The sequence below is a fragment of the Arthrobacter sp. P2b genome (genome assembly GCF_900168295.1).
Classification (GTDB): domain Bacteria; phylum Actinomycetota; class Actinomycetes; order Actinomycetales; family Micrococcaceae; genus Arthrobacter.
This window is the reverse complement of the sequence record NZ_FVZL01000028.1, coordinates 1-26803: the sequence shown is the minus strand read 5'-3', so window position 1 is coordinate 26803 and position 26803 is coordinate 1. Positions and strand designations below refer to the sequence as shown.

General features: G+C 62.3%; 27 protein-coding genes and 1 pseudogene. 8 read left to right on the top strand and 20 right to left on the bottom strand.

Translation table 11 applies throughout. The annotated features are described in order from the left end of the window. Window positions 1-702 precede the first annotated feature (702 nt). The 10 genes from B5520_RS21730 to B5520_RS21685 all read right to left on the bottom strand — a co-directional run bounded on the left by B5520_RS21730 (window position 703) and on the right by B5520_RS21685 (window position 11737). Window positions 703-1518: a Gfo/Idh/MocA family protein gene (locus tag B5520_RS21730; RefSeq protein WP_217700362.1), complete on the bottom strand. Its 816-nt coding sequence runs from the start codon at window positions 1516-1518 to the stop codon at window positions 703-705. Window positions 1519-2247: 729 nt separating this feature from the next. Beyond that, window positions 2248-2976 (bottom strand): helix-turn-helix domain-containing protein, encoded by a 729-nt coding sequence (locus B5520_RS21725; RefSeq protein WP_079599140.1) that lies wholly within the window; start codon window positions 2974-2976, stop codon window positions 2248-2250. 98 nt (window positions 2977-3074) lie between these two features. Continuing rightward, on the bottom strand, window positions 3075-3998 hold the full coding sequence (locus tag B5520_RS21720; RefSeq protein WP_217700361.1) for a sugar phosphate isomerase/epimerase family protein: 924 nt from the start codon (window positions 3996-3998) through the stop codon (window positions 3075-3077). Window positions 3999-4011: 13 nt separating this feature from the next. Beyond that, on the bottom strand, window positions 4012-5115 hold the full coding sequence (locus tag B5520_RS21715) for a zinc-dependent alcohol dehydrogenase (protein ID WP_079599139.1): 1104 nt from the start codon (window positions 5113-5115) through the stop codon (window positions 4012-4014). A 50-nt stretch (window positions 5116-5165) separates the two neighbouring features. After that, window positions 5166-6221, bottom strand: a complete 1056-nt coding sequence (locus tag B5520_RS21710) for a maleylacetate reductase (protein WP_079599138.1) — start codon at window positions 6219-6221, stop codon at window positions 5166-5168. After that, entirely contained in the window at window positions 6218-7165 is a 948-nt protein-coding gene (locus B5520_RS21705; protein WP_079599137.1) for a dioxygenase family protein, read from the bottom strand. The genes B5520_RS21710 and B5520_RS21705 overlap by 4 nt, the downstream gene beginning before the upstream one ends. Before the next feature lie 45 nt (window positions 7166-7210). Then, window positions 7211-7945 (bottom strand): SDR family NAD(P)-dependent oxidoreductase, encoded by a 735-nt coding sequence (locus tag B5520_RS21700; RefSeq protein WP_079599136.1) that lies wholly within the window; start codon window positions 7943-7945, stop codon window positions 7211-7213. A gap of 38 nt (window positions 7946-7983) precedes the next feature. After that, entirely contained in the window at window positions 7984-9027 is a 1044-nt protein-coding gene (locus B5520_RS21695) for an ABC transporter permease (RefSeq protein ID WP_079599135.1), read from the bottom strand. 62 nt (window positions 9028-9089) lie between these two features. After that, the gene (locus B5520_RS21690) at window positions 9090-10619 is read right to left on the bottom strand and encodes a sugar ABC transporter ATP-binding protein (RefSeq protein ID WP_139386293.1); all 1530 of its coding nucleotides are present in this window, start codon (window positions 10617-10619) and stop codon (window positions 9090-9092) included. A gap of 59 nt (window positions 10620-10678) precedes the next feature. Beyond that, on the bottom strand, window positions 10679-11737 hold the full coding sequence (locus B5520_RS21685) for a sugar ABC transporter substrate-binding protein (RefSeq protein ID WP_079599133.1): 1059 nt from the start codon (window positions 11735-11737) through the stop codon (window positions 10679-10681). Between the two features lie 402 nt (window positions 11738-12139). Between B5520_RS21685 and B5520_RS21680 the strand changes: the two genes are divergently transcribed. Next, complete coding sequence (locus B5520_RS21680; RefSeq protein WP_079599132.1) at window positions 12140-12892, top strand: helix-turn-helix domain-containing protein; 753 nt, start codon at window positions 12140-12142, stop codon at window positions 12890-12892. A 196-nt stretch (window positions 12893-13088) separates the two neighbouring features. Here B5520_RS21680 and B5520_RS21675 read toward each other — a convergent pair whose 3' ends face one another. The 3 genes from B5520_RS21675 to B5520_RS23325 all read right to left on the bottom strand — a co-directional run bounded on the left by B5520_RS21675 (window position 13089) and on the right by B5520_RS23325 (window position 14788). Continuing rightward, window positions 13089-13523, bottom strand: a complete 435-nt coding sequence (locus tag B5520_RS21675; protein ID WP_079599131.1) for a nuclear transport factor 2 family protein — start codon at window positions 13521-13523, stop codon at window positions 13089-13091. Between the two features lie 34 nt (window positions 13524-13557). Continuing rightward, window positions 13558-14358, bottom strand: a complete 801-nt coding sequence (locus B5520_RS21670; protein WP_079599130.1) for an SDR family NAD(P)-dependent oxidoreductase — start codon at window positions 14356-14358, stop codon at window positions 13558-13560. A gap of 139 nt (window positions 14359-14497) precedes the next feature. Beyond that, a complete protein-coding gene (locus tag B5520_RS23325; protein WP_368483736.1) occupies window positions 14498-14788 on the bottom strand; it encodes an SDR family oxidoreductase in 291 nt (96 codons plus the stop codon). A gap of 519 nt (window positions 14789-15307) precedes the next feature. Between B5520_RS23325 and B5520_RS21660 the strand changes: the two genes are divergently transcribed. Genes B5520_RS21660 through B5520_RS21645 form a run of 4 tightly spaced genes read left to right on the top strand, consistent with a single transcriptional unit; the run spans window position 15308 to window position 18340 of the window. After that, complete coding sequence (locus B5520_RS21660; RefSeq protein WP_079599128.1) at window positions 15308-15703, top strand: nuclear transport factor 2 family protein; 396 nt, start codon at window positions 15308-15310, stop codon at window positions 15701-15703. Between the two features lie 38 nt (window positions 15704-15741). Continuing rightward, complete coding sequence (locus tag B5520_RS21655; protein WP_079599127.1) at window positions 15742-16974, top strand: thiolase family protein; 1233 nt, start codon at window positions 15742-15744, stop codon at window positions 16972-16974. Window positions 16975-16977: 3 nt separating this feature from the next. After that, window positions 16978-17664: a 3-oxoacid CoA-transferase subunit A gene (locus B5520_RS21650; RefSeq protein ID WP_079599126.1), complete on the top strand. Its 687-nt coding sequence runs from the start codon at window positions 16978-16980 to the stop codon at window positions 17662-17664. A 1-nt stretch (window position 17665) separates the two neighbouring features. Then, window positions 17666-18340, top strand: a complete 675-nt coding sequence (locus tag B5520_RS21645) for a 3-oxoacid CoA-transferase subunit B (RefSeq protein WP_079599125.1) — start codon at window positions 17666-17668, stop codon at window positions 18338-18340. 618 nt (window positions 18341-18958) lie between these two features. Here the strand turns inward: B5520_RS21645 and B5520_RS21640 are convergent. The 7 genes and pseudogenes from B5520_RS21640 to B5520_RS21610 form a co-directional block, all read right to left on the bottom strand. Next, window positions 18959-19960: a shikimate dehydrogenase family protein gene (locus tag B5520_RS21640; RefSeq protein ID WP_254865669.1), complete on the bottom strand. Its 1002-nt coding sequence runs from the start codon at window positions 19958-19960 to the stop codon at window positions 18959-18961. A gap of 74 nt (window positions 19961-20034) precedes the next feature. Further along, window positions 20035-20130 (bottom strand): annotated as a pseudogene (locus B5520_RS21635) (SDR family NAD(P)-dependent oxidoreductase); the annotation flags it as partial. Window positions 20131-20289: 159 nt separating this feature from the next. Beyond that, window positions 20290-21288 (bottom strand): Gfo/Idh/MocA family protein, encoded by a 999-nt coding sequence (locus B5520_RS21630; protein ID WP_079599124.1) that lies wholly within the window; start codon window positions 21286-21288, stop codon window positions 20290-20292. Next, window positions 21285-22190, bottom strand: a complete 906-nt coding sequence (locus B5520_RS21625) for a sugar phosphate isomerase/epimerase family protein (protein WP_254865668.1) — start codon at window positions 22188-22190, stop codon at window positions 21285-21287. The genes B5520_RS21630 and B5520_RS21625 overlap by 4 nt, the downstream gene beginning before the upstream one ends. Further along, window positions 22187-22771 carry a VOC family protein gene (locus B5520_RS21620; protein WP_079599123.1) on the bottom strand — a complete coding sequence of 195 codons (585 nt, stop codon included), beginning with the start codon at window positions 22769-22771 and terminating at the stop codon, window positions 22187-22189. Before B5520_RS21620 ends, B5520_RS21625 begins: the two co-directional genes overlap by 4 nt. Continuing rightward, window positions 22768-23763: a LacI family DNA-binding transcriptional regulator gene (locus B5520_RS21615; RefSeq protein WP_079599122.1), complete on the bottom strand. Its 996-nt coding sequence runs from the start codon at window positions 23761-23763 to the stop codon at window positions 22768-22770. The genes B5520_RS21620 and B5520_RS21615 overlap by 4 nt, the downstream gene beginning before the upstream one ends. Then, complete coding sequence (locus tag B5520_RS21610) at window positions 23756-24736, bottom strand: Gfo/Idh/MocA family protein (RefSeq protein ID WP_079599121.1); 981 nt, start codon at window positions 24734-24736, stop codon at window positions 23756-23758. Before B5520_RS21610 ends, B5520_RS21615 begins: the two co-directional genes overlap by 8 nt. 143 nt (window positions 24737-24879) lie before the next feature. Here B5520_RS21610 and B5520_RS21605 point away from each other — a divergent pair, with 143 nt between their 5' ends. The 3 genes from B5520_RS21605 to B5520_RS21595 all read left to right on the top strand — a co-directional run. Next, window positions 24880-25527 carry a bifunctional 4-hydroxy-2-oxoglutarate aldolase/2-dehydro-3-deoxy-phosphogluconate aldolase gene (locus B5520_RS21605; protein WP_079599120.1) on the top strand — a complete coding sequence of 216 codons (648 nt, stop codon included), beginning with the start codon at window positions 24880-24882 and terminating at the stop codon, window positions 25525-25527. Then, window positions 25524-26072 carry an AAA family ATPase gene (locus B5520_RS21600; RefSeq protein ID WP_079599119.1) on the top strand — a complete coding sequence of 183 codons (549 nt, stop codon included), beginning with the start codon at window positions 25524-25526 and terminating at the stop codon, window positions 26070-26072. The genes B5520_RS21605 and B5520_RS21600 overlap by 4 nt, the downstream gene beginning before the upstream one ends. Before the next feature lie 348 nt (window positions 26073-26420). Beyond that, window positions 26421-26803 (top strand): MFS transporter (locus B5520_RS21595; protein WP_139386249.1); only part of this gene is annotated, 383 nt, incomplete at its 3' end.

The following is a 26803-nucleotide window of genomic DNA, read 5'->3' as shown; positions in this document are numbered from 1 at the left end:
AAAGCCCACCAATTCCTCCAACTCGCCCTCGACACCGACCCCGCCTACCGACTCGCCCGCCTCAGCGACCAAATGATCGGCTCAGGCCTGGTCGCTGGCTGGAACATGAACAAGAACACCGCATACAAGACACTCCCCTTCGAAATGCCGTAAGTCCTTGCCCGTAAAACTTGAAGGCAGTGCTTTCTCTCAAATAGGGACAACGCTCACACCCACCCGACCGCTACCACCTACGGCAAGCCACGGTTCCGATATCCTGCCGCCAGCACAGTAAGTTGACGGAATATCCGTCATCGACTCTTTGGCTTGGTCTGCCAGTAGGGGCCTACAGCACCCCTTGCTGCCCCTTGTTTCGTTAGCCTGCGTCAGTTTGTCGGTGACATTTCTAGCGAAACTTCACGGGTGTGGATGTACCTTTTGGACACGAAACTCCCGCCTACCGCTCTTGGCCGGAACCGTGGCGGCAGCCGCATTGCGGGCTTTGCTGGCGTCGATAATCCGGGCCACTGCCAGGGCATCCAAGACGGGCGCCAGCACAGGGGCGCCGGAGCGGATGCTGTTGACCCATCCACGCATCTCCGTGCGGAAATTGCTGATGTTTTCCAGTTCGGGCAGTTCGGAAAACTTGTTCTCTTCAGTGCGGGCGAACGGCGGGGTGAAATAGCTCTGCGTCCACTCGGTCCAGCCAGCTGGCCAAAGGGTCTACGTCGAGAAGGACCGGGCCGGCTTTAGCTTCTGGGGAAGGATGCCGATTTCGATCATTCCCGTGGTGCCGTAAACGGATATGCGGGAACTTTCGAACCATTCGAGTCGGTCGTGGCTGTCGAAGCTGAAGGCAGCGGACATGTCGGGGTAATTCAGCAGGGCAGCTGCAGAGTCCTCGCGGCTCGATTCGTTTGAGAGCTTCGCGGACTTGCGCACCCGCGCATTGACGGTCTCGGGGACGCCGAACATGCTGACCAGAGTATCGATCATGTGGCACCCGATGATCCATAGCGCCCCGCCCATGTCCGCCGGTTGGTTCAGGTGGGCAGTGAGATGCTCGCCGGCGAGAGCGGCGCCTCTGGCCGACACACTGACCACGTTCCCGATGGTCCCGGCGTCTATGAGCTCCTTTGCTCGGGTGACCGACTGTGCCAGGCGTACGTTGTACCCGACCTGAATATCCAATCCGGGAGCAGCCTGGGTCTCTGCCTTGGCCAGCTGCAGCAGGCCATTGACGGTTCCGCCGCCCGGCTTTTCCACGACGACAGATTTCCCGGCGTTGAGGGCCCTTAGGGCATGGGAGACCATGTCCTTACTTTTGGAATGAACCATGACAGCGTCGATGCGGTCGTCCTGGAGCACCCCGTCGATATCGTGGGCCTCCATATCGTACTTACCGGTGAAGTAGTTCAATCGCGGATCGTCGTCAGCGGCGGCAACCACCTCCACGCCCTCTATTTCTCGGAGGGCGCGGACCCGCGCGGAAGCGTGCGGGTGCGTGATTCCCAGAAGTCCTACGGCGATCGGTTTCAAAGTGCTGTCTCCTGTCAATTCTTACTACCGGCGCTTTGGTCATGGTGTTGGTTTCCCTGGCCTGTCCTGAGGCCTGGTTTTGTTGTTTGTGCCCCTAGGCCTGAGCGATCACCTATGGGCTGGGCCCTCATCCGGGTCATCGTGCCACCAGCCTTCCCAGGGGAATGAAGCAAGCACTCCCTGGGGGAACCCGGGCTCCAATGGGCTGTCCCGCGCGCTCAGGCCGCCGCTGTAGCCAGCGCCTTCAACCAGAATCGAAATTCGGCGGAGCAGCATTCTCATCGTTTTCTCCCAGACTGAGTAATCAGGTTTATCGGCGTTGGGCAGAGCAAAGGGTTGCAGGTCCCGCTTTTTCAGGCCGCACTGCGGCAAGAGAGGTTAATGCGTCGGTCTTGGCCGCTTGGCCAGGTCCGTTGGATCGACATAAGTCCTGGTTACCTCGGCCCTGGTGAACAACCTGCGACCGTGTCCGCCGTTGAGAAGCAGCCACAGATATTCACCGTCAGCCGATGCAGCGTCAACAATCCCGGAGTGTGAAGATTTGGCGCAAACCACCCAGACGTGATCACCCGGGCAGAGCTCGCCCCAGTGCGCAGAAGTGGCCGAATTGTCTGGCTGAGCCTCGCCTGGGGGCTCCTGCCCCCAAACCTGTGTAGATGTGGAACTCAACTGGGACTCCGTTTCAAGACTCGGGGGTGCAATTGATGAATATTTTGCTATTCGTCTGATTTATGCGATCGGTGAGATGGGGGTGGTGGCGACGCTCCGTCGGCCGACGACCACCCAAATTGCGATGCAGTCTTCGGTGAACGGATTGCTGAGCCGGTGAGGGACGGAGGACACGAAGTTGATGCTGTCGCCGGCGCTGAGAGTTCCCGATGAGGAGCCGGCTTGCACGTTGAGCCTTCCTGCAAGGATGTGGAAGTACTCGTGTCCACCGTGCCGCAGGAGGTTGTCGGGCGGGCAGGATTCGGTGCCGCTTCCGTACGTCACTCGGAGTAGTTCAACGTTGGGGTCGTTCTCTGCGGTGAGTCGCTCCCAGAGGACACCAGCAACGCGGAGTTTTGGGCGATCTTTCGCTTCCAGGAGTCCTGGGAGCTCGTTGCCCGCGGCCGGGAGAAGAGATGGCACAAGATCCTCGGATGACCGAGGCTCACCGTCTTTGACGGCTGCGGTTTCAACAACGCGAAGAGTGGTGGCTGGCAGCTGAAGTTCTGATGGTTCGCCATCCTGCATGACTTCATCAAGGGAGAGCCCCAGTTCTGATACGAGAGCGTAGAGGGTTCCGACAGACGGTGATGTGCGGCCAAGCTCGACCTGCGAAACGAGGCTGGCGGAGACGTCCACGCGTCGTGCAAGTTCACGCAGGGACAGTTTGGCGCTTTGCCGGGCGTCACGAAGGCGCATGCCAAGCTTGATGGCAGCATCTGATCGTGCCTCGGGGGCGGGTGCGCTCATGGGTGTTCGGCTTTCTTCCGCTCAGGTCAGTCCGGCCCACGCACTACCTTGGTGTGGGTAGCGCGAGGGCCGGGCTTGTTGTGGACTAGCTGCTCGGGTCAGACCTTTTCAGACTGTTCCGCGGCGATCAGTTGGGATGCAGCCTCCAGTGTTGCGGCTGCCGTGTCGTGGGCGCGGGCCAAGGCTTGGTCCAGGGGCAGGAGGCGGTGCGATTCCGCAAGAATCTCCACGCCCCAATGTCCACGCCATCCGGCGTCGTGGATGGCTTTGACGAACGCGGCGGTGTCAAGGTCGCCTTCACCGGGGTAAAGCCGTTCGTTGATGGTGTCTTCCCACAGCGAGCCCCTGACCTCCCTATGGGCGTCATCGATCTCAACGACGAAGACTTTGTCCATGGGCAGGATGGCGGCCAGGTCTTCGTAGCGGGTGCCGCCACGGCTGGTGTGCCACGTGTCTACGGTGAGCCCGCCGTGGGGGTTGTTGACCTCGTTGATAAACTTCGCGCCGATTTCGAGCGTTTTGAGGTTGTTCATCGGCATGGGTTCCAGCGCAACCCGTGTGCCCACTTCGCCGGCCTCGGTAGCAAGCCGGTCGAATTCCTGGTGGAATGCGGTCTCGTCGACAGGGGCCGGTTCGCCTTCAAGGGCGAGTTCGGCGCCGACCTTGATGGTCTTGACGCCGAGGATTTCAGCGGCGTTGAACAAAATCTTGCGCCAGCGGTCGGATTCGGCGCGTTCGGGGCCGGTCTTCCACCAGTCGGCGAGGAATTCCATCTCGACGTGGACGATTCCGTTGTCGTCCAGCAGCTGGCGGAGTCCCTTCAGGCCGATGGTCTTTTCTATCTCGGGAAGATCGGCGTGGATGAAACCCAGTCCCTTCCAGCCTGCCTTGGCGGCGGCCTCAACCCGGGTGCGCACGTCAATAGGGCTGGTTTCGTCTCCGCGGAGCGGTGCGGCGTTTCCTGCCCAGGTCCAGCAGGAGGCCAGCAGGTCCCGGTTCTGAATGATGTTCGTAGCGTTCACGTTCTTCCTTTATTTAGTTGGCTTTGTGGGCTGGAGAGCTTGGTAGGTCGTGGGAATGGGTGCTGTCCGGGGCCAGCATGACCTTCGTTTCCCGGCTTGAGTCTTGCGCCCTTTGGAGGGCTTCGTCTCCCCGGGAGAAGGGGACGACAGTCGAGACGATCTGGGCCAGGTTGAGGCGTGTGTTTGCCACGTAGCGGATTGCTGCCGGCCATACGGCCACCGGCGCCCCCGTTGAGCTGGTGATCGTTAGGTTCCGTTCCTGAACAAGGCCCAAACGTGCGGGTGCGAACTTGGGGGTTGAGACACCCATCAGCAGGACTCGTCCGTTGTGGTCTGCGCTCTCAAGGGCTGCTGCTTGTGCGGCCGAATTGCCGGATGCTTCAATGACCACGTCCGCGAAGGGCCGTCCCGTGGCTGCTGCTGCGGCCGCGGTGGTGTCCGGGTTCTCCAGTGGATTCACGGCAGCCGCTGCTCCGAGTTTCATTGCCGTTTCCCGGCGGAGTGGGCTGGGATCGAATACGACGACTTCCGCACCTGCGGTGATTGCCTGGAGTACTGCATTCAGGCCGATCGCTCCGAGTCCATGCACGTGGACGGTGTCAGCCGCGCTGATGCCCCCGATCTTTTTGAGCCCATTCAACACGCAGGCGAAAGGCTCGATGACAGCGGCCGTGAGCATGTCCACCTCGGCGGGGATGTGGAAGCACATATCTGCCGGAACGGTGAACAATTCAGCTGCGGCTCCGTCGTGGGTGACCCCGAACCAGTCATTTCCGCCGAGGTGTCCGTGGCCGAGAATCCTGTCCCCTGGGTGGAATCCCACAACGTCGCTGCCCGCCTCTACGACAGTGCCGGACCATTCATGCCCCAGAACGTGAGGGTAGTTGATTTTGAAGGTTGCGGGCATGCTGCCGTGCAGTATTTCGATGTCGGTGCCGCATACCCCTACATAGGCAGGCCGTACGAGAAGTTCAGTCGGCCTGGGCGCAGTGACGGGTGCTGTACCGGGCTCGACTGTGATGGTGCCGGCCGCGTCTTTGCGGACCAGGACAGCCGGAACCGTTCCTACCGGCGGTACCGCGGGCGCCGAACGAACGTCGTTTACGGTCTCAGACATGTTGTGTTCTTTCTATAGGTTCAGCCAACAGGTTGTAGCGCGGAAGTTACTTAGATGTCGCTGCCATGAAGGGCAGCGGTGACGAGTTCACGGATGCCCTCCGGGGTTACTTCCCGCGGATTCGAATAGGGATTCTTCGTGGCGATTTCGACGATTTTGTCGATGTCGGATTCCTTCAGGCCCAGCTCAGCCAGTGACGACGGTGCCCCAAGGGACAGGCTCAGTTTCCGGAGGTGGGCTGCAGGGTTGTCGGATCCGGTGGCCCGCTGCAGTGCCGCGATTGCCTGCGGTGCGTGCTGGGCGTTGTAGGCCAAGGCGTAGGGCAGCACGACGGTGTGCGTTTCAGCGTGCGGAAGGTTGAACGTCCCGCCCAGCGTGTGGCACAGCTTGTGATGCAGAGACATGGTGGTCGCGCCGAGCGTGGCACCGCAGAGCCAGGCCCCGTACAGGGCATCTGAGCGCGCCTCGATATCGGTTGGCTCTTCTACGATCTTCGGCATTGCCTCCAGCAGCGCACGGGTTCCATCTTCTGCCATCAGAGAGATGATGGGCGAGCCGTCCGGGGCGTACAGCGCTTCCACCGCGTGGGCAATGGCGTTAAATCCGCTGGTGACCGACATGGCCACCGGCAGGGAGACAGTAAGTTCCGGGTCATAGATGACACTGGTGGGCAGGACTTTGGGGTCGCGCCCCGTCTTCTTTTCACCGTCGGCGGTAAGTCCCCAAATGGGAGTCATCTCGGAGCCGGCGTAGGTTGTGGGCACGGCGATGATGGGCTGGCCGAACTCCAGTGCGATGGCCTTGCCCAAGCCTGTCGTCGACCCGCCGCCCACGGCGACGTACCCGTCGGCCTGGGCCGCTGCGGCTACTTCCCGCGCTTTGTGAGCGGATTCGATGGGCACATGCATTGCAGCTTCCGCATGCACTCCGGCGCTGAGCTCGCCCAACTGCTCGGAGACCTGCTCTGCCAGGTCCGCCTGGAAGGGGGTGGCCAGGACCAGGACCCGTTTGAGGCCGAGGCTGACGACTTCGTCATTGAGGGAGGCGAGGGAGCCCGCTCCGAAGCGGACGCGCATGGGAAGTGCCTGGTACTGAAAATCCTTCATCGAGTGTTCTCCTGTGCTTCGATAATCCGCGCAGTGGACGGGGACATCACGGCGGTGTGGACGATATCGGGGTCGACGAGTTCGGGGTGGATGACGATGTCGATCACTGCCTCCATGAACGGTGAGGTGAGCCCGTAACGCGCTGCATCGGCCTCTGAGGTGTTGGGCACGAATTTGGCGATCAGACTCTTCTTCACGGCGAAAACGGCGTCAGAGTCGATGTAGTCACTTCCGCCAACAAAAATGTGGGTTGTCAGCTCGCGGAAACCCGGGGCGGTGACAATGAAATGGATGTGCGCGGGCCGGTTCGGGTGGCGCTCGGTCGCGTGCAGCAGGTCACCGACCGGTCCGTCAGTCGGGATCGGGTAATAGCTGGGGATGACGCTGCGGAAGTAAAACTCCCCGTCAGCGTTCGAGGTATACAGGCCACGGCCGTTGCCGACGCTTTGAATGCCGGGTTGCTGGACGTCGTAGAAGCCCTTGGTGTTCGCCTGCCAGATATCAATGGAGGCATGAGGAACAGGTTCACCGGTGACGGAAAGGATGCGGCCCCTGACCAGGCAGATGTCGCCTTCACTTTCCGGGGAAGCGTTGTCGCCCAGCTCGCGCTTCGGTGACTCGACCATGTGAAACGGTCCCAGGACGGTGGAGTCGGTGGCGTCGGGGGTCTCGGCGTCATTGAGCGTCTCCACCATCATGGACACGCCCAGCACGTCGGAGAGGAGGATGAACTCCTGACGGACGGAATCGCACTTCTGGCCTGTGGCGGTCAGGAAGTTGATGGCGGTTTCCCATTCTTCGATCGTGGGTTCAATGTCCCTGACGAAGTTGTGAAGGTGGGTCGTGAGGCTGCTCAGGATGGTCCGAAGGCGGTCATCCGGGGTGTTGCGGAAACTGTCGATAACGGCGGCAGTCAATGTTTCGGGGCCGAGGTCCGTGCTCATGGTGATGTTCCTTCCTTGGAGCTGGGGCGGCTGGTAAAAGGGGGCTTAGATGCTGGTGAATCCACCGTCGACAACCAGCTCCGCGCCGGTGATGTACGAGGCCTTATCCGAGGCGAGGTAGACGATGGCGTCGGCGACTTCGCTGGCCTGCCCTGCCCTGTGCATCGGGGTCCTGGCAATCAGATCATCGGAGATGGCTTGATCCTGGTTTTCCGTCAACGGCGTTGTGATCAGCCCGGGGTGGACCGAATTGACGCGGATTCCTTGGGCTGCCCAAGTGGCGGAGGCGTTCTTCGTCATCACTGTCACGGCACCCTTCGAAGCCTGGTAGGCGGCGACGCCGGCTGCTCCGACAAGTCCCCAAATCGATGAAACGTTGACGATCGCTCCGGATCCCCGGGACAGCATGGCCGGGACTACTGAGCGCATGCCCAGGAAAACACCGGTCTGATTGATGGAGATGATCCGGTGCCAGTCCTGGATGTCGATGTCTGTTATCGAATCGTAGGATCCGACCAAACCTGCGTTGTTGACCAGGACGTCGATCCGGCCGTGGGCCTGGAGCACTTCTTCCGTGAGGGCCTTCCAACCATCTTCCTCGGCGACGTCGAGGCGCCGCCAATGAACGGCCTTGTCGGCTGCGCCGTCTGCGGGGGCAGCTATGTCAGCTCCGTAGACGGTCGCACCCTGTGCAGCCAGTGCCGTTGCTGTGGCGTGGCCGATGCCACTGGCCGCACCGGTGACAATGGCGACCTTCCCGTCAAAGGATGGTGAACTCACGGTGTGCGCTCCTTAGCTTTCAGGGGTAGCGGGATGGGTTAGACGACGCGGCGGGTACGCCGGGAGCCGGCCAGGTAGTTGAAGATCAGGGCGCTGAGGATGATCAGACCGTAGATCGCCTGGATCCAGAACGAGGGAACCTGGGACAGGACAAGGATGTTTTGGATGATGCCCAGCAGCAGCACGCCACTGAGGGCGCCGATCATGGAGCCCTTGCCACCGTTGAGGCTGATGCCACCGATGACGGCCGCGGCGAAGACGGTGAAGATGAGGCCGTCGCCCTGGTTGGCGGTCACGGAGGCGATACGGCCGGTGAGCATGAGGCCGGCGAACGCTGAAATAATGGCGCCGGCGACGAAGACTCCGATGGTCAGACGCAGCGTCTTGATACCTGCTGCGGCCGCGGCGGCGTTGTTGCCGCCCATGGCGTAGAGCTTGCGGCCTACCGGGTGGCTGCGCATGAAGACTGCTGCGGCGACCAGGAAGATCGCGAAGAGCCAGATCTGGATGGAGATGCCCAGCCACTTGGTGTTGCCGAGGGCAAGGAACTCAGCGGGCAGCCCGGAAAGGGTCTTGCCGCCGGACAGGCCCATGGTCAGGCCGCGGAGGAGGGTGAGCATGGCGAGGGTGACGATGAAGGCGTTGAGCTTCAGCTTGCCGACGAGGAAGCCGTTCATGAGTCCGATGACGATGCTCAGGGCAAACATCACTCCAATAGCTGCCCATGGCGACCAGCCCCATCCAGAGCCGCCGACAGCCGCGGGAAGCACCAGCCACACTGCAAGCATCGGTGCCAGGCCCACGACGGATTCGAGAGAAAGATCGAAGTACCCGGAGATCAGGATGATGCTTTCAGCGATCACGACAATTCCAAGCACAGCGGAGGTGACGAGGACGTTGTTCAGGAGATTGTTCGCCGTGAGGAACTGCGGGGAGAGGATGGCCCCAATCACCATCGCCAAAATAATGGCGGGCAGCAGCGCGAGCTCACGGGCCCAGCCGGACGAGCGGGCTTGATCAATGATGTTGAGGGGCCGGCGGCTGGTCGGCGTACCCGCAACGGTTGGGGTATGCGTGGACATTGGACGTTCTCCTTGGTTCTTTGGCTCTGTGGGCGTGGGCTGCAGGGGCTGGGCAGACGTTTTCATGCAGCTGCCTCCGCCCCTTGGATGGCGCCTACGAGTTCCCACTCTTCGTAGCCCGCGTTGAGTTCGGCGTGGATTTCGCCCTTGTACATGACGATCACCCTGTCGCAAATTTCCAGATCCGTGTCATCGGTGGAAACGATCAACAAGGACCGTCCGCTGTCGCGCAGTTCCCGGAGCGACTCGTAAATGGATTCCTTGGCCGTCACGTCCACACCGGCGGTGGGGTGGACGAGAACGAGCGTGTCCGGGTTTGAAGCCAGGGCCCGTGCGAGCACGACCTTCTGTTGGTTGCCTCCGGAGAGTTCTTCGACGGCCTGGGTCGGTCCGTCGCATTTGATGGCCCAGGCTCCGGAAAGTTCTGTGAAGCGTTCGCGGCGTCGCTTTGAGTTGATGAGGCCACCAGGGCCTCGAAGCCGGTCAACGATGGTCAGTGTGGCGTTCTCTTCGACTGACAGTTCCGGGACATAGCCGTTGACGTGGCGGTCTTCGGGGACGAAGCCCACACCTGCATTGATCGTCTTGATGACGTTTCCCTGGCCGAGCGTGTGGCCGTTGTGTTCAACGGTTCCTTGTTCGATTGCCACCTGGCCGGCGATGGCCTGGGCGAGCTGGACGTGACCTGCCCCGTCGAGGCCCGTGAGGCCCACGCATTCACCGGCGCGGACGGTCAGGTTGGCTCCCAGCACTCGGAGCCCGATGCGGGCCCCCGAGACGGTCAGCCGGGTTTCACCGAGTTGCTCTTGGCCGCGGTGAGCGGCGACAGAGCCTTTCTTGGCTGCCGCGGCTTCTTCCTCGCTCACCCCAGCCATGACGTTCACGATTTTGTTGACGGTGAGGTCCGCCGTCTGTGCGGTCAGGACGTCGCGTCCGTCGCGCAGGATGGTGACAGAGTCGCAGACCTTGAAGATTTCCTCCAAGTGATGGGACACGTAGATCACGGTGACCCCGCGCTGGCGGAGGCTGTCGATCTGGGCGAAGAGTTCATGCGAGGCCCCCTCGTCCAGGCCGGCCGTCGGTTCGTCCAGAAGGAGGATCCGCGGTCCCCGGGACAGCGCCCGGCATACTTCCACGATCTTCTTTTCCAGCGGTTCAAGGTCTTCGACGGTCTTATCGGCGATGCGCTCGTAACCCCAGTCCTTGAGCTGGTCCGTGGCTGTCCTGCGGATGGCGGCCCAGTCCACGCTCCCCCACCGTTTGCGTGGGTATGTTCCGAGGCTGATGTTCTCGGCCACCGTCAGTTCCGGCACCAGCGTGCTTTTCTGATACACACAGGCGATCGAATCGGAGCCGGGGCCTTCGGTGATTTCACCGTTGGCGCCCTGGATGTGGATGCTGCCCGAGTCTGGAGTGACCAGCCCGGTAAGCATCGCAATCAATGTAGATTTTCCTGCGCCGTTCCGGCCCAGCAGGGCCCGGGATTCGCCTGAACGGACGATCAGGTTGGCATCAGTCAACGCCTGGGTGGATCCGAAGGACTTCTTGAGCCCACGGATCTCGATGGCGTTTTGGGTGTTAGCTGTGACCACGATGTCACCCTTTCTGAAATTCAGTCTTTCCCCTGGCCCTGCTGGGCCGGACAAGGGAGCTACTTCTTGTTGCCCCAGAGGTTCTCGTCATCAACGTTGTCTGTGGTGATGACGGGGGACGGAAGCATGTCGGCAAGGTTGCCCTTGTACTCGACGATTTCGCTGCCGTGTTCAGACGGACCGACCTTGTATTCCTTGCCGGCGATGGCGTCCTTGAGGTACTGGACACCGTATTTGCCGTAGAGGTCCACGGGCTGGGAAATGACGGCGTCAACGTGCCCCGAGCGGATGGCGTCCAGGGAACCCTTCGAACCGTCAATTGTCACCAGCGGAACGTGCCCGGGCTGTCCTGCGGGGGCCCACTTGCCCTGGCCTTCCATCACGGTCTGCACGCCCGAGAGCATGACGGAGTCGCTGGCGAGGAACACTGCATCGATCTTGGAGGTGCTCAGAACAGTCTGGGCGTTCTCCACAGCCTTGGCAGACTCCCAGTTGGTGTCCTTGCGGATGATTTCAACGTCCGGAAACCTGGACTGCATGCAGTCGCTGAAGCCCTTGTTGCGGTCAAACCCGGAAGTGGTAGACAGTGCGCCGTGCAGTTCCAGGACCGTTCCCTTGCCTCCGGTCAGTTTGCCGATCTGTTCGCAAACACTGGTGCCCATGGCAACATTGTCCGCCCTGACGTTCATGTAGATCTTGCCGCCGTTGGCTGCGGTGTCGACAGTCACGACAGGGATGTTTGCGGCGTTTGCAGCCTCAATGGCCGGAATAATGGCGTCACTGTCCCTTGGAATGGTCACCAGGCCTTTCACGCCCTGGGAAATCAGGGTGTTGAAGTCGGTCACCTGCTTGGCGGGGTCACCTTCGGCATTGGAAGCCGGAAGCATGTTGAATCCGTTCGAGTTGGCTTCGGTGACGACCGAGTCCACGAGACCTGCCGTGAACGGGTTGTCCAGGACGCCGGCCGAGAAGCCAACGGTAGGCGCGTCGCTACTTCCGGATGACGCACCCCCGGCACAGGCGGAGAGCGCCAAGGTGGCGCCGGTGAGCACAGCTACACCGATGTGGCGGCGGCTCAGTTTGAATGCGGAGGCGCCTTTGCGATCCTGCACCATCATTTGCTCCTAGTTAGAAGGTAGATATACACAGTGGAACTCTGGCTCCGGTGCTGTCCGTCCTCGCTTCGAGTTCGGGAGCTTCCGAAAGCTTCGGCTGATGCGCCCGGCTGGTTGGGAGATCCCCATAGGCACCAGCTTCGCGGCTTTATCACCCTTCAAATGTAAAGTGACACACCCCACACTGTCAAGTAATACAGCACATTCCGCTTTACACCGCGATGAATAACGGGAAGACGTGGCTGTTTTTGCTGATCGATTGTGAAGTCTGAGCAATAATCGGGTAGAGAAGCTAGACTGGTGTCCGCGCACACTGTACATCTCTGGCGGGCTTCCCGACTGGAGTGGACAGTCAAATCAGCGGTCCTGCCCGCGCGCCGGGCAGGACCGTCGGAAAGGCCGAGGATGAGCATTCAGGACACTGCAGCGGTTACGGAAGAGGGTCGCGCCCAACTGGGCAGCCAGCTCCGGGCCGCCAGGACGAAGCGGAAGATTTCCCTGAGGGAGCTGTCCCGCCGAGTAGGAATCTCGGCAAGTTTTATGTCGCAGGTTGAGCTGGGCCGTGCTGTCCCTTCCATTGGGACCTTGTACACCATCGTTTCGGAGCTGGGGCTTTCACTGGACACGCTGATGAGTGGTGAGCACTCCCCCGCGCCGCAAGCAAATGGCACGACCGGTAATGGGGCCGCGGTTACCGGGCTGGCCAGCCATTCGGCCTTCACCGCTTCTGCAGGTTCAGCGCTCCCAGGAGTCCAAAGGGCCGGGGACCGTCCCGAGATCAACATGGGAGGCGTCCGCTGGGAGCGGCTCACGGAACGGGCAGACCCGCTGGTCGAGTTTCTGCGGGTTACCTACACTCCCGGGAGCGAGTCCTGCGCCGCCGGCGACCTGATGCGTCACCCAGGGTGGGAGTACATCCACATCCTTTCCGGCCAACTAAATGTCCAGGTCGCCTTCGACAGCGATGTTCTCGGGCCTGGCGACAGCATGAATTTTGATTCGAACGTCCCGCACCGTCTCAGCAACACCTCTGGCGAAGACTGTGTCGCCATCTGGGCCGTCGTCGGTCGTCAAGGCTTCGCCCATCCCCTTGATCTGGCAAGGGCCGGTGCGTCGAACGGCGAGGAATCAGCTGCGGTTGAACACTCACACGCCTAATTTCTCCTTCTTATCGCCTCTTCATTAAGTGGCAGGGCGTGTCGTCGGCGCAGAAAGCCCTTTCATGAGTGTGTCAACCTTGAGAGTACAAACTGAGATGCCAACTCGTATGGGCGGATGCAGACGGATGGTAGACGCAAAAAGTGCCGGCGACAGGTGTCGCCGGCACTCTTCTGCTTTGCGGTTCTGGAGCCCTCTAGGGTGTTGAGCCCGCTGAGGCGGTTGGGCCTCTCTGCCCGAGGGCAGCCTTCACGGGCTTCGGTGTCGGCTGGTAGGCCAGCAGCTTCCAGGATGTACCCACACGGATCCACACGGCCAAGGCGCTGTTGTCCAGTTCTGTACGCGTCCCCCGGATGGTCAGTTCGGCCTGCATCTCACCCAGGACGAGGGCTATATCGCCGAGTATCTTTACCTGATCGACAGGATGATCGATCCGGTGGTAGACGTACACGCCCTGCCGGCACTTGTCCACGTAGCCGCGCAGATCATCGCGTTCGCCGTTCGAATGCGCATAGACGAGCTCCTCGTGGCAGAGCTCCGCGAAGGCATCAAAATCTGAGCTGAGCACGGCCTCGTATCGAAGATCTTCCAGGGACAGGATGTGCTGTTCGTCTGAATGGCGATCGGGCACGAGATGCTCCTTCCGGCCCTGGGCAGGCTGGAGCTTAGATGAGTCCACGGATGCTGCCGCCGTCTACGCCCCACACGGAGCCAGTGACGAAGCTGGTGACCGGGCTGCAGAGCAACGCGATAATGCGGGCTACTTCCTCCGGGGTGCCAAGCCGTTCCAAGGGAAGCTGGCGGAGCTTCATTTCGTGTTCGACAGCCGCCTGTGGGTCCATGCCGTGCACGGTGGCGAGCGTGTCTGCGAACCCGCCGGGCTTGGTCCAGAACGGCGTCCAGATGGGGCCTGGTGCCACGGCGTTGACCCGAATCTTGGGACCCTCGGCGCGGGCAATGGACTTCGTCAGCGCCAGCACTGCCGCCTTACTTGCCGAGTAGTCAACAGGCTGCGCTTCGGGCTGGCGGGCCAGATCAGATGCATTGTTCACGATGCAGGGCGCCGACGATTCGCGGAGTGAAGGCAGTGCGGCGCGGATGGTCCGCACGTAGCTCATAAAGTTCAGCTCCATCGTCCGCTGCCAGTCTTCATCTGAGATCTGCTCGAAGGTCCGGACCGCCCCGGATCCAACGTTGTTGATCAACAGGTCGAGGCCGCCGAGCTGGCTGATGGCCTCAGCGACGGCGTTGGTCGTGGCCTGCCCGTTGGTGAAGTCCACGACGGACGGGACAATCCGGCCTGGATTGTCCGCCGCCAATTCTTCGAGCTCGGTGAGAGCCAATTTGTCGATGTCCAGGGCTGCCACAGTAGCCCCTTCGGCGGTCAGCAGAAGAGCGGTCGCTCGCCCGATGCCCTGGGCGGCACCTGTCACGATGGCCTTCTTGCCGGTCAGTTCCAGTTCCATGAGATGTACCTTTCGGGTGCGCTATTGCAGTGCTTAGTTGTGGTGGGCAGGAGGAACCCTCGGTCCCGGTCCTGAAATCGAAACCTGTCCTCAGGCCCCGTCGGCGATGAATGTGGTGCCGAAGACTACTGATGACTCCTTAGAGAGTAGGAACAGTGCCGAGTGGGTAACTTCGTCCGCTTCGGTGATGCGTCCGGGGGCTGCCTGGCCTGTCCGGTGGCCAGGTAATATTTCCGGGTCGCTGGGGCCGAGGCCAGATGCCGTTCAAAACAGTCCGGCCCCGTATCGGTCCCGGGGCCAGAAGTTTAAACTGCATACCCGCGTGGGCATAGTCCAGGGCGATTGCACGGACAGCTCCGGTGGCGGCAGCCTTGGAGGATGCATAGGACGCCAGCTGCTGCTCCGCGAAATGGGCATCCACGCTGGTCACAGAAACTTGGTCGAGCGCATTCCCCCCGCCGAAGCTTTGCTGATCCTGTTTACAGACAAGCAGGACCTCGGTATTAAGGACCACGTTAACCTCATTCCGGTTTTATTGGTTCCAGGACGACGCTAAGTGATCCAACACACAAATGTCAAGTAGAAGGTGACAACTGCCCCCCTCACGTGTAAACCCAAACTCGCCCGCGGAAGTGCGATGCAGCGAGCATTTAGAAGGTGTTAAACCCGCGAGATCTTGCAGAATCTGCTTGCTCATCGACGATGAAGTGAGGGAATTGGGTTCCGGAGCGCCGCCCGTTCAGCGCACGCTGTCAACTATTAGTTGACGGGATGCCAGCCGTCATTTACCTTTGAATCAGGATCGGCCAGATTAGCAGCCCAAGATTGCCTTCGCCGGCACCCGGCCCGGCCCAACGTCGTGAAGAAGCAACGTTCGGCCTGGGCAGCAGGGCCGGCTCCGACTCGTGGCGTCCGATCGTCCCCAACATTTAAGCAAGGAGAGTGCTCCGTGGATAACGTCACTGCAGCCGAGAAAAACAAAATCGAAACTTTGGAAGCAAAGCGCTATCAAGCTGTAGTCGACGGTGACTACGACGCGTTCGAAGACCTGTGCCACCACCGTCTGGTGTACACCCATTCACTGGGTGACCGTGACACGCTGAGCAGTTACCTGGAGAAGCTTCGCAAAGGCTTCTACAGGTACCACCGGATCGACCACCCCATAGAAGACATCGTCCTAATTGGGGACACCGCACTTGTACTGGGGCAAATGAACGCGGACCTCACCGTCAACGGAACCCAGAAAACACTTGCCAACAGCGCACTCTCGGTATGGATCAAAGAGGGTGAGACCTGGAAGTTCCTGGCGTACCAGCCGACTCCCCGTAAACCTGCGGCAGCCTAAACCCCTAAACCACTGTTCGCGTCAACAAAGGAAGAACCATGAATCAGGCTTTTGTGTACGACGCCGTGCGCACCCCTTTCGGGAAATTCGGTTCCGGCCTCGCTGCCGTCCGCCCGGATGACCTTGCCGCGCATGTGATCAGGGAGTCCGTGAAGCGGGCCCCGGCATTGGATCCGGAGCGGATCGATGAGGTGGTCTTCGGCAACGCCAACGGCGCCGGCGAGGAGAACCGGAACATCGCCCGGATGGGCACACTGCTCGCCGGTTTGCCGGTCTCGATTCCGGGGACCACGGTGAACCGGCTCTGCGGGTCGTCCCTGGACGCGGCGATTATCGCCTCGCGGCAGATCAACGCCGGGGACGCCGAGTTGATGCTGGTGGGCGGGGCGGAATCGATGTCCCGCGCCCCCTGGGTGCTGCCGAAGACGGAGAAGCCGTACCCGGCCGGGGACCTGGCCCTGGCTTCCACGACGCTGGGCTGGCGGCTGGTGAACAAGGCCATGCCGAAGGAGTGGACCATTTCCCTGGGTGAGGCCACCGAACGGCTCCGCGAGAAGTACAAGGTCACCCGGCAGGCCCAGGACGAGTTCGCCGCGAAATCACACAACCTGTCCGCCGCGGCGTGGGACGAGGGGTTCTACGACAACCTCGTGGCACCGGTGCCCGGCACCGACCTGGTCCGGGACGAGGGCATCCGTCCCGGCTCCACCGCCGAGAAGCTCGCCGCCTTGAAGACCGTGTTCCGTTACGAGCCCGAGGGCGCCGGAGCAGGCGGCACCGTCACGGCGGGCAACGCGTCCCCGCTGTCCGACGGCGCCTCCGCGGCCTGGATCGGGTCCGAGGCTGCCGCCGGGCTGCTGGGCCTGGACCCTTTGGCCCGCATCGCCGGGCGGGGTGCGCACGCGAACGATCCGCAGTTTTTCGGGTACGCCCCGGTGGAGGCAGCGAATAAAGCGCTCGCCAAGGCAAGCATTGGCTGGGACCAGGTGGGCGCCGTCGAACTTAACGAAGCCTTTGCCGCGCAGTCCCTGGCCTGCATCAACGCCTGGGGCATCGATCCGTCAATCGTGAACCGTCACGGCGGCGCCATCGCGATGGGCCACCCCCTCGGCGCCTCCGGAACCCGGATCCTCGGCACCCTCGCCCGGTCCCTCCAGGCCTCCGGGGACCGCTGGGGTGTCGCGGCGATCTGCATCGGCGTTGGGCAGGGCCTGGCCGTGGTGCTCGAAAACGTTACCACCTCCGCAGGCGCCAGCACAGGGAAGGGCTAGGACATGCTGACTTTTGTTGATTTCGTCCAGGAGGCGGTGTCCGGCATCAAGGACGGTTCCACCGTGATGATCGGCGGGTTCGGCAACGCCGGGCAGCCGTTCGAACTGATCGACGCGCTGCTCGAGTGCGGGGCAACGGACCTGACTGTGGTGAACAACAACGCCGGCCAGGGCGACCAGGGCCTGGCACTGCTGATCAAGGAAGGCCGGGTACGGAAGATGATCTGCTCCTTCCCGCGGCAGTCAGATTCGTGGCACTTCGACGCCAAATACAAGGCCGGCGAAATCGAGCTGGAGCTGGTGCCGCAGGGCAACCTGGCCGAGCGCATCCGCGCGGCCGGCGCCGGGATCGGCGGGTTCTTCACCCCCACCGGCTACGGCACCATGCTGGCCGAAGGCAAGGAAACCCGGATCATCGACGGCCGCGGCCAGGTGTTCGAGACGCCCATCCACGCCGACGTCGCCCTGGTCAAGGCCCTCAAAGCCGACGGCAAAGGCAACCTCGTCTACCGCAAGACGGCCCGGAACTTCGGCCCAATCATGGCCGCCGCGGCGAAGCACACCATCGTGCAGGTCTCCGACGTGGTGCCCACCGGCTCGCTGGACCCGGAAAACGTGGTGACTCCCGGGATCTACGTCAACACGGTGGTCCGGGTACCCGCGGCCGCTGCAGCAGGAAAGGTGGCTTGAGATGAGCACCGCAACATCCATCCAGACCTCCGCAACCCCCATGGGCCGCGACGACCTCGCCCGCCTCGTGGCCAAGGACATCGCCCCGGGCTCCTTCGTGAACCTCGGTATTGGCCAGCCCACGCTGGTGTCCAACTACCTCACGGCGGAACAGGACATCACCCTCCACACCGAGAACGGCATGCTCGGCATGGGCCCTGCAGCCGAAGGCGACCAGATCGACGGCGACCTCATCAATGCCGGCAAGATCCCCGTGACCGAACTCCCCGGTGCCTCCTACTTCCACCACGCGGACTCGTTCGCCATCATGCGCGGCGGGCACCTGGACATCTGCGTCCTCGGCGCGTTCCAGGTCTCCGCCACCGGCGACCTCGCCAACTGGCACACCGGCGCACCCGGGGCGATCCCCGCCGTCGGAGGGGCCATGGACCTCGCCACCGGCGCGAAGGACGTCTTCGTCATGATGACCCTGCTCACCCGCGAAGGCGCATCTAAGATCGTGGACTCCTGCACCTACCCGCTCACCGGCGTCGGCTGCGTCACCCGCGTGTACACGGACAAAGCCGTCTTCCTCACCGGTCCTGACGGCGTCCAGGTCCGCGAAACCTTCGGCTGCACCCTGGAGGAGCTCCAGGAACTCGTGCCCGTCCCGCTGAAGGCCGCCGCAGCCGTCTAAAGCGGACCCCGTGTACGGAAGGAACTTACATTGCAAAGTGGGTTTGTCACGCATGGAAGTTGAGTTTCTTGAACTGCTGGCCCCGGGCGATCTCCGTACGGCGTTTCCCGCGGTAGGACCCGAACGCGGAAAGGCGGGAGACACCTACGCTGGCCGTGACGTTCGTCCATAAAGGGCACAACCAAACCTGACGTCGGAGCGGCCTGACGTGGGAGGACTCGGCCTGTGGGGTGGAGCTCTGGGTTGTTCTCCGACGTCCGACCAGCTACATCAGGTGACATGGTCGCCCACTGCCCGAAATGGACTTCATAAGGTGTGCAACTCCATGGACTTTCCGTGTTTCGAACTTCCGGTGACTGGTCAGGGTGGATTCTGAGAACATCATGGAGCCACTGTCAGGGAAGCGGAATTTCGCTCTATTCTGATACCAGCGCGTGAGAGCGGCGCGTGCCCCCTCCGAGAAATGCAAATAAGGACGATCGCCCGAACGGAGTAAGCCACCACTATCGGGGTGGCCAACCGAGGCCGGCTTCGCGCGGTCATGCCGCAAAGGATCTTTATCGTTGAGGGATGCCTTGGGTCGACTCACAACCACCTCATCGTCACGGAAGCCTTTCTTCATAAGGGCAATTGCGCTGTTGTGCGCAGTTCTTCGGCTGTCGCAGTGCCGAATCCGAAGAACTCGAGGTAAGCGGGGATCATCTCGAACAGCATGTCGCTGCCCACCTGAACTGTGCATCCCTTCTGCTTGGCGGCCTGCAGGAATGGGGTCATTCCGGCCTTCAGCACGACGTCCCCGACATAGGAGCCGGGGGTGATCCGGTCGATGTCGACAGGCATGGGGTCACCGTCCCTCATGCCGAGCGGGGTGGCGTTGACGATCAGGTCGTAGCCCTCGGGATCATTGGACCCCACGGCGATCTGCACGTCAGGGTAGTGCGCGCTGATGCGCTGGGCGAGCCCATCGGAGGCACCTGTATCAGGGTCGAACAAGCCGATGCCGGCAAGTCCGAGGCCGGCCAGTGAGGCGGCGATCGGCGAGCCCACGCCGCCGTTGCCGACGACCAGGGCCCGCTTGCCGTGAGGGTCGAATCCTTTGCGCAGGGCGCCGCGGACGAAGCCTGCTCCGTCGAACTGCTCGGCCAACAGTGATCCGTCATCTCGCCTGAGGACGGCATTGGTGGCACCGGCGATCTGGGCAGTTGGGCTGACCTCGTCGACGAGGTTCATGGTGACCACCTTGTGCGGCATGGTGACAAGCGCACCTCGGATGTTGGTTAGCGTGAAGACGGAGCGGAAGAAGCCGCGGTAGTCCTCCGGTTTGATCCCCATGGGGACGACGACTGCATCGATCGCGTGCGTTTCAAACCATGGGTTGCAGATCAGAGACGACTTGAACGTGTGCGTGGGATATCCCAGGTGCGCGATGAGCGTCGTCGTTCCGCTGATCATCGGGTTCGCCCGTTTGCGCGGTGCACCCAGCCCCGTCACTGGAACATCTGTCCAGGAGCAGACTTGGTCGCCGTGCTCAGCCCAGTACTCGTCCCAGTGTGCGAGCTTGACAGGGTCGCGCTCGAGGCCTCGCCTGCGCAGCCTGTCCTGCAAGATATCGGGAGCCACGCGGACCTGGACGACTTCGATGACAAGAAGCCGGCCAGTTCCTGGCCCTCCTTCAGGCCACGGTCGGCACCTATGACGAGGGCCCCTTCGGCTGTGAGTGCGCTGACGACTGCATCGCCGATTCCGCCACTTGATCCGGTCACCAGAACGACTTGGTCTGCTCGTTTCATCTTTCTAGGTCCTTACTTGAGGTGTTTCCCAAAGGGTGTGCCATGGCTCCGGGCGCGGCTGCTTCAGTGGGCGTCGCTCCGTGCCCGACCTTCTGCCGCACCGTTGAAGCCTGTTGTCTGCAATCCCCCGGTCCAGGGTGGCGTACGTGCCGGTGCTGACTAGCTGTTGTTCGCGCTGGTGGCGTGGCTTGCCCATTGCCGGCCTTCTTGTTCTTCTGTGGGCAGTCCGGAGGCGGCGAGGATCCGGTCGAGCAGCCGCTGGGTATGGACGGCTTCGCGACCGGAGGTCAGTGGCTGGGCCCTGTCGGCGACCCGGTCTAGGAAATGGTGGACGGCGGCGGAGAAGCCGAGCGTGTCGGTTGCTGTGGCCCAGCCGTAGGCCTCGGCGCTGAGCTCGCGCGAGGTGGTGACTCCCCGGACGGTGGTCGAGACGGTTTCCGGTGCCCTGACTTCCACGGTCTTGCCGTCGCCGTAGGCGTCGAGTTTTTCATTCCAGGCTCCTGCTGTCCGGGCTGCGATGAGCACTCCGGTGTTGCCGGTGCTGAAGCGGATCATGGCTGCGACGCCGTCTTCTTCCCAGGGGTCATCACCGGCGGCGTGTGCGGCCACGTCCACTGGTTCGCCGCCGCAGTACCAGCGGAGCAGGTCGACCATATGGATGGCGTTCTCGAACGTTGCACGGTATTCGGATCCGGGGCGGTTCTTTTGTGCGACGCAGAAGGTAGCGCCTTTCGTGCCAAACAGCTCACGGCCGGCGGTGTAAACGGGGGCGTAGCGGCGGTTGAAGTCAACCATCAGGATGCGCCCGCGCTCGTCGGCGAGGTCGGCCAGACGCTCGGCTTCTTCGGTTGCCGGAGCGAGGGGCTTTTCGCAGAACACGTCGACGTCGCGGCTGAGGCATAGTTGGACCGCGTGGGCGTGTTCGGAGCGGGGTGTGAGGACGAAGACTGCGTCCAGGTCCTGCGCATCCAGCATGTCCTCGGCGGACTTGTAGGCGGAGCCGAAGCCCCAGCGTCGGACCAGGCTGCCCGGATCCTTACGGCGGGACACCAGGGCGGCCAGCTCAACGTCGTCGCGCTGGACGAGTGTGGGCAGCTGGGCGATGGTTGCGATGTTTCCGGCGCCGATGACGCCGACGCGGAGGCGGTTGGTGTTCATCGGGCGTTCCTTACTTGGGCGGGGTCAGAGAGCATGGCGCGCAGGACGTCGGCTGATTCCCTGAATCCGTCCTCGGGCTTGGGAAGGTCTTGCCGGTGCCAGCGGTATTCAAGTTCGATGCTGAGCACGTCGTCGTAGCCGTGCTGCACCAGCCCGGAGAGAATTTGGGGCCAGGGAACGACGCCGCTTCCCACGACGCGGGACCGTACGGCCCGCTCGGAAGCGTTAACCCGGGCTGTTTCGGTTGCGCGGAACGCTGCGTTGGGATCGGTGAAGACAAGGTCCTTCACATGCACGTGGCCGATCAGGTCGCCTTGAACAGCGAGGGCCTGTTCGAACTTTTCGTCGTGGGTGAATGTCAGGTTCGCTTGATCGTATAGAACGCGGATGGCCGGGTGCGCGACTTCGCGGACCAGGGCTGCGGTCTCGGCCGCGGACTGGGTCATTGTGCCGAAGTGATTCTCAACGCACAGCCGCACACCTGCCTGTTCAGCTTCCGGTGCAAGGGTTTGCAGCGCATCCACGAGTCTTGCCCACCGCCGGGCATGGTCGGAGTCCCCGGCATGCCAGGACCCGGCGTAGACACGGACCCGGTCAGCCCCGACCATGTGCGCGGTTTCAATGGCACCGCGGAATTCATCGACCGCGCCGCGCCACTCCACGTCATCGAGGGAGTTGATGGCTGTCGTGTAGGGCGTAAGACCTGCGATCGGCACGCCTTCGCTGTCGGAAGCCTTCAACGCCTCCATCGCGGCGCGCCGGTCTCCCAGAGGTAACCCTGACAGGTAGTCGTCCTGGTAGATGACCTCCGCGGCGTCGAGGCCGGCGGCTTTGAAGAGCGCCAGTGCTTGGGGAACCGTGTGGTCCGGGGTTCCGAGTGTGTGACCTGCAAGCCGCATCATTGGTTGTCCTTTCTGGAAGTGTTTGTAGCTGCTGCCCAGTCCGCAGGACCGACCAGCCGGGGTGGGGCGGCGACGCGGGACCGGTCGACGATCTCCATCAGCAGGCCCCAGGGGGTGAGGAAGTAGGTCCAGCGGTTGCCGGCTACGCGCGGGCTGTCGCCTGCGACTTCTTTGCGCTCACCGAGCACCCGCACCCCGGGGGTTTCCTGCAGCACGGCGATCGCTTCGTCGACGTCGTCCACGACGAAGCACAGGTGGTGTCCGCCGGCATCGCAGTGCCGTGGCGGGGTGTCGCGCCGCTCAGCGCTGCTCCACTCGAAGAGTTCAATATTGAGGTTCGGGGGCAGGCGCAGCATGGCGAGCGTGAGCTTCGCATCTGCCGGGACGTCGAAGTTTGTGGGCATGAACTCTTCGTCCGGACCCCGCTCTGAGCGGTAAAGTTCCTCGGCCCCGAGCACGTCGACGAAGAACCGGATGCCCTCCTCGAGGTTGGGGACGGTCAGGCCGACGTGGTCCGTGTGCTGGAGCCCCGGCAGCCGCCGCAGTGTTTCTGCCGGGGCGCCGTTAGTCTGCGCGGTCACTTGCGTGGTCCCGAGGTGGAGGCACGGACCAGTAGTTCAGGTTCGAGGACGATGTGGTCCACGGAGCCATCGATGTTCTGCTTCTCGGCCAGTTCGATGGCGATGTGTCCCATGTCGGCGATGGGTTGCCGGATGGTGGTCAGGGGAGGGTTGAACCGGGCCCCCAGTGCCAGGCCGTCGAAACCGATGACGGACACGTCTTCCGGTACGCGCACTCCGCTTTTGCCGAGGGCGGAGATGACCGCGAAGGCCACCATGTCGTTTGCCGCGATGATGGCCGTTGGGGGTTTCTCCATCTCGAGGAAATGCTCTGCCCCGCGCGTGCCCGCATCCAGATCCGACCCGCTGTCCAGCACCACAGGTGCGCTGCCGCTCTCGGCGGACAGCTCCAGGTACGCGTCCATCCGGTCCTGGGCGGTGTGCGTTCCGGCGATGCCGGACACGTAGCCGATCGACGTGTGCCCCAGTGCATGCAGGTGGTCCAGTGCGAGCATGATTCCGCGGCGGCTGTCGACGGTGACTGTCGGGACCGCATCGTCGCCTTCCACCCGGTCGATCACGACCACCTTGTGGCCGAAATCGAAGCGTTTCAGCGCCGCGGTGTCGACCTTCGTGGAGGGCGCGACGATCCCGAAGGGGGCATACATAGCCTGCATGGCGATGAAGTATCCCTCAGTTTTGGCAGGGTCCCCATTGGTGACGCAGAGCAGCAGCTGGTAGCCGCGCTCGTCCGCCGCTTGCGTCATCGTCTTGGCAAGTTCTGCAAAGAACGGGTTGGTGATGTCAGGGACGATCAGCGGGATGAAAGTGCTGGTCTTTTTGCGGAGCGCCTGGGCCAGTGGACTCATCGTGTAGCCGAGCCCCTCGGCGACACGGAGGATGTGCTCGCGGGTTTCACTTTTCACCGCTTCCGGGCGGGAGAATGCCCGGGAGACCGTGGACCGGTGGACACCGGCGGCTTTCGCGACGACGTCGATACTCAGATCAGGCATGTTCTCTTCCTCCGTGCTGGTCGTCATAGGCCTGCCAAATGGGGCGCATGACGTCTTCGAGCTGGGCCAGCGTAGGCAAGCCCTGGAATCCATCTTCCAGCGTCTGGGCGACCCGCCGCACGAACGGATCGTAGAGCGGGTCGCTGTCCACGTTGATCGTGGCGGACTCGCTTGTCCCGTCCAGGGCGGTGAAGGTGGCAGAACCATCGGAGTCAACGGAGGCGTGTCCTGCCTCACCGACCGACGTGTAGCTGCAGTAACGCTTCAGCGGGGAGCCCGGGAAGGCGTATCCGACCTCCACGATGGCTTCCCGTCCCTCGGGCGTAGTGATGATGAGACTGGCGTGGTCCTCCACGTCTCCGCCGTGCAACGTTGACGAAAGCCGGGACTGCACACGAACAGAGGTCTCGTTACAGCCCTGCAGGAACAGGTCCACGAAGTGTGGGCCCAGGTTCGCCAGGCACCCTCCGCCGGCCTTGGCCGGGTCCAGCATCCACGGATTGCCGTTATTGAGGTAGCGGGACGGCGGTCCGGCAATAAATGAGGTCCGCTGATATGTCGGCCGGCCGGCTTTGGCGAGCCACCGGTCGGTGGGGCCGTCCCGCTGGATGAGTGGGACGGTGGCGGGCACACCGGCTGCATCGGCCGCTTTGCGCACTGCAGATAGTTCGGCAAGGGACGTTCCCAGCGGCTTTTCCACCACGAACGGGATACCGCGTTCGATCAGGGCATGACACTTCTCCGCCATACCATCGTGCGGGCCAAAAACGTAGGCAAGGCCAACATCGGGAAGGTCAACCAGCTTCCGCCAGTCAGCTTCCACCGGCGCTCCCCAGCCATCAGCCAACCCCTGCACGAGGGACACGTCGTCGTCACTGACACCGACGACCTGGTGCACTTCAGCGATGGCATTTGCGTACAGCGGAGTGTGCCAATGGGAAGCACCAAGAATGATTGTGCGTTCGTAAGTCAACCGCGATACCCCCTTGTATGAGATCGGTTGCTGAGATCGGTTGCAATAACAGTATGGATGGTGGGAAAGTTTGTCAACGACACTTCAACAGTGGCCCAGGCAACAAGGAGCATCAACACGCTTGGGCCCCAAGAAAGGCACCCATGTACAAGAAACTTCGCACCCTGCAGACCATCGACGAATCCGGCGCCGTCCTCATCGTCCGCCTCGAGAACGCTGACCTGGCAGAACGCGTTGCCGAAGCTGCCATCGCCGGAGGCTTCCGCGCCCTTGAAATCACACTTTCGATCCCGGGTGCCGTCGATGTAATCCGCCGCCTCTCCGCCAGGCATGGGGCCAATGGAGTAGCGATCGGGGCCGGAACGGTGCTGGACGAGCACTCGGCCTACGAGTGCATCCGCGCCGGGGCTGAATTCCTGGTGAGTCCCCAGCTGAATCCGGCAATGATCCGGACAGCAAACCGGTACCAGGTACCCACTATTAGCGGGGCCTACACACCGACCGAGCTAGTCAACTCCGCCGAGGCCGGCGCTGACATCCTCAAGCTCTTCCCCACCGAAGCCGGCGGAATCCCCTATGCCAAGTCCGTTCTCGCCCCGCTCGCACACCTGCCGATCATGCCGGCAGGCGGCGTGACCGTAGAGAACGTCGGCGAATGGTTCGCGGCAGGCGTAGCAGGTGTCGGCGTCGGCAGCTACGTGACAAAAGCATGGCAGCCGGACGGCGACTTTACCCTCGTCACCAAAGCCGCCGAGGAGTTCCTGTCAGCCGTGGCAGAGGCCCGCCGATGACGATCCCCAGCGTCTATATCGTTATTGGCCCGGCCGGCTCAGGGAAAACGACGGTCGCGCAGAAAACAGCAAAGGAACACAACGCGGCATACCTGGACAAGGACCGCGTATGCGGACGCTTCGTCGAGTTCGCGCTGAAGGCAACCGGACACGACCCCACCGACCGGGAATCCAACGACTACTATCGCGACAACCTGCTTCCCCTCGAGTACGAGACACTTATGGACGTCGCCGGGGCGAATCTTCGCCTGGGCCGCTCGGTCGTGCTCGATGCCCCTTTCGGGGCCTACTTCGATGAACCGGATTTTCTGACGCGCGCGGCAGAAAAGTTCCATTGGCCAGCTTCTGCGACCACGGTGGTGCGGGTGAGGGTTCCCCAGGACCTTCTGCGGGACCGGCTAACCCGCCGCGGCTTGGAACGGGACCAGTGGAAACTTTCCCATTGGGATGAGTACTGGTCCGTCTACGGAAGTTTGGAATGCGCGTGGTCCGGTGTGCAGTACCTGGACTTCAACAACGAGACACCCCTTCCGGCAGAGGGGTGACGGCCCAACCGCCAGAACAGCTCATTTTAATCAGTTTCTCGCGGGCCGTTCTTACAGCCCGCAGCATGAATGGGCGCTACCACCCCTAAATCGACCGAGGCAACACGTCTGCCTCCACTGCACAAAGGGCTTGCCCTCCCCTGGAGGCGGCAATGCCCGAACCTGCGACGCCGCTCACAAAAAGACGTTGACAAGTCTCTTTCGTCGCCCTTAGTGTTGTTGCAACCGATCTCTGCAACCGATCTCAGCAATCGATCTTATTCGTTCCGGTGACAAGCCGAAGGACCGATTGCCTCCGGTTCAATCCGTAACCCCTCCTCAGCAAAACGTGAAAGTATGGAGAGTTCAATGAAGACCTCAAAAGATGCGCTCGACAGCTCGGGCCTTCCGGAAGTGCCCGAGCCGCCCCGGCGCTCCGTCAACATGGTGGCCGGAACGATCGGCCACTTTGTGGAGTGGTACGACTGGTACATCTACGGGCTGCTGGCAGCAGTGTTCGCGGGACAGATATTCCCAAGTGAGAACCCGTTTGCGTCTCTTGTCGCAGCGCTGCTCACCTATGCGGTCGGTTTTGTTATACGCCCGCTCAGCGGAATCATCATTTCGCCGCTGGCCGACCGCTACGGCCGCCGGCTCATCCTGACGCTGTCCATCTCCGGGATGGCGCTCGGCTCTCTGATCATCGGCCTCACCCCTTCATTCGCGACGATCGGCTACGCAGCACCTGTTCT

Bases quoted from the DNA above. Each gene is read 5' to 3' on its own strand.
- B5520_RS21725 (WP_079599140.1), bottom strand. From the start codon at position 2,976: ATGAGCGCACCCGCCCCCGAGGCACGATCAGATGCTGCCATCAAGCTT.
- B5520_RS21715 (WP_079599139.1), bottom strand. From the start codon at position 5,115: ATGTCTGAGACCGTAAACGACGTTCGTTCGGCGCCCGCGGTACCGCCG.
- B5520_RS21710 (WP_079599138.1), bottom strand. From the start codon at position 6,221: ATGAAGGATTTTCAGTACCAGGCACTTCCCATGCGCGTCCGCTTCGGA.
- B5520_RS21705 (WP_079599137.1), bottom strand. From the start codon at position 7,165: ATGAGCACGGACCTCGGCCCCGAAACATTGACTGCCGCCGTTATCGAC.
- B5520_RS21695 (WP_079599135.1), bottom strand. From the start codon at position 9,027: ATGTCCACGCATACCCCAACCGTTGCGGGTACGCCGACCAGCCGCCGG.
- B5520_RS21685 (WP_079599133.1), bottom strand. From the start codon at position 11,737: ATGATGGTGCAGGATCGCAAAGGCGCCTCCGCATTCAAACTGAGCCGC.
- B5520_RS21680 (WP_079599132.1), top strand. From the start codon at position 12,140: ATGAGCATTCAGGACACTGCAGCGGTTACGGAAGAGGGTCGCGCCCAA.
- B5520_RS21670 (WP_079599130.1), bottom strand. From the start codon at position 14,358: ATGGAACTGGAACTGACCGGCAAGAAGGCCATCGTGACAGGTGCCGCC.
- B5520_RS21655 (WP_079599127.1), top strand. From the start codon at position 15,742: ATGAATCAGGCTTTTGTGTACGACGCCGTGCGCACCCCTTTCGGGAAA.
- B5520_RS21650 (WP_079599126.1), top strand. From the start codon at position 16,978: ATGCTGACTTTTGTTGATTTCGTCCAGGAGGCGGTGTCCGGCATCAAG.
- B5520_RS21645 (WP_079599125.1), top strand. From the start codon at position 17,666: ATGAGCACCGCAACATCCATCCAGACCTCCGCAACCCCCATGGGCCGC.
- B5520_RS21630 (WP_079599124.1), bottom strand. From the start codon at position 21,288: ATGAACACCAACCGCCTCCGCGTCGGCGTCATCGGCGCCGGAAACATC.
- B5520_RS21625 (WP_254865668.1), bottom strand. From the start codon at position 22,190: ATGATGCGGCTTGCAGGTCACACACTCGGAACCCCGGACCACACGGTT.
- B5520_RS21615 (WP_079599122.1), bottom strand. From the start codon at position 23,763: ATGCCTGATCTGAGTATCGACGTCGTCGCGAAAGCCGCCGGTGTCCAC.
- B5520_RS21605 (WP_079599120.1), top strand. From the start codon at position 24,880: ATGTACAAGAAACTTCGCACCCTGCAGACCATCGACGAATCCGGCGCC.
- B5520_RS21600 (WP_079599119.1), top strand. From the start codon at position 25,524: ATGACGATCCCCAGCGTCTATATCGTTATTGGCCCGGCCGGCTCAGGG.